Source organism: Phocaeicola sp. ICN-14070 (assembly GCF_037892625.1).
Taxonomy (GTDB): domain Bacteria; phylum Bacteroidota; class Bacteroidia; order Bacteroidales; family Bacteroidaceae; genus Phocaeicola; species Phocaeicola plebeius.
Genome location: NZ_JBBKBF010000145.1, coordinates 1 through 1595, shown reverse-complemented (window position 1 = coordinate 1595; position 1595 = coordinate 1). Strand labels below are relative to the sequence as shown.

General features: G+C 44.7%; 2 protein-coding genes. Both read left to right on the top strand.

The features are described from left to right. The first annotated feature begins 97 nt into the window (after positions 1-97). On the top strand, positions 98-529 hold the full coding sequence (locus WKT20_RS17955; RefSeq protein WP_229508250.1) for an ISAon1 family transposase N-terminal region protein: 432 nt from the start codon (positions 98-100) through the stop codon (positions 527-529). Next, on the top strand, positions 483-1559 hold the full coding sequence (locus WKT20_RS17950) for a transposase (RefSeq protein ID WP_229508251.1): 1077 nt from the start codon (positions 483-485) through the stop codon (positions 1557-1559). The genes WKT20_RS17955 and WKT20_RS17950 overlap by 47 nt, the downstream gene beginning before the upstream one ends. Positions 1560-1595 lie beyond the last annotated feature (36 nt).

The following is a 1595-nucleotide window of genomic DNA, read 5'->3' as shown; positions in this document are numbered from 1 at the left end:
GCACAGTTGCAAATATCCGTGGCTTATTTTTGTAGTATAGGTCTATATTTTCATGTTTAATGCTTAAATGTTTATAAGAAGCATTACCTTTGCACTCATGAGTAAGCAATCAGCATTTGACTATAAGATTCTGGCAAGTTACCTTCTTCCCAAAGGCATCCTTGAGTTCTTCGACGTTACAGCCGTTAACGAAGACCACACTGGCATTATTGAAGAGACTGGTAATGAGCGCGTCCTTCTTCACATCTATCTTGACGAAAAAGATGCACGGGAAGAAGAGTGGCACGACCTTAAGCCCAATGGTTTCACGGAAAGCCGTCAGGTTAACGACTTTCCTATCCGTGACCACAAGGTCGTTCTTCATGTCAGACGTCGCAGATGGTTAACGGCAGCAGGCAGAAACATAATCCTTGACAGGTACTCGTTGCTTGCTGATAACACCAGCTACTCTAAGGAGTTTGCTGATGTCTTAAAAAAAATATTTGGATACCTACCCGATAACGGCCCGCTCGCTGGGGCTATACTTTAAGGTAGATGGCAATAACCTGGAGCGTGCTTACAAGGATCATCTGAGCGGTTTCCGTAATTGGGAACAAGCCAGTCATGCAGAGGACTGGGTGCTGCATCCTAAGAACATAGGCAAACGGCTGGGCATTGACGAGACCATGCTTCACAAGGACCTGATGACATTCTTGACCAACAAAGAAGGGCATGGCAAACGTCACACCTTAATAGCAGCTGTAAAAGGCACCAAGGCCTCAGACATTATCAATGTTCTTATGCAGATACCGCAGGAACAGCGAGAGCAGGTCGAGGAAGTTACCATGGACTTCTCTGACAGCATGTTTGCTGCCGTCACAGAAGCCTTTCCTAATGCAGCCATAGTCATTGACTGCTTCCATATCGTCAAGCGTTGTATCGAAGCAGTGGAGGAACTCCGCCTCAAAGCTAAACGAGAAGCGCAGAAAGCACAAAACAAGGAGAAGGCCATGTTCAAAAAGAAACTTGAACAGCTGGTAAAGAGCCGTAAATACTACCGCAAGAAACATCCAAAGAAATACAAAGGCAAGAAGCGGGGACGCAAGCCACAGAGGTTGAACAAACGCTTCAGGCCAACCATGCTGGCCAATGGCGAAACTGTCATAGAACTGCTGACAAGAAGCAAGTATCTGCTGAGTGTGAGTGGTGAGAAATGGACTGACAGGCAGAAAACACGTGCAAAGATACTTTTCAGGATGTTCCCAAAGATAAAGGAAGCATATACTTTGATTTGTAGCCTAAGAAGCGTGTTTAGCAACAAGTCTATCGACCGGGGTACTGCTAAGGTTAAACTGCATGAGTGGTATCAGAAAGTATCAGCTTGTACGTTGCGTGAAGTAAAGGCTGCAAGGGATGCCATCAAATACAAGGAAGAAGAAGTACTAAATTACTTCATAAACAGATCAACCAATGCTCATGCTGAATCTCTTAACTCTAAGTTGAAAGGCTTTAGAGCACAACTACGCGGTGTGCAGGATTTACCTTTCTTTATGTTCAGAGCGTCTATGATCTTTGGATAACATGATTATATTGCCACGGACTTATGCAACTGTGCC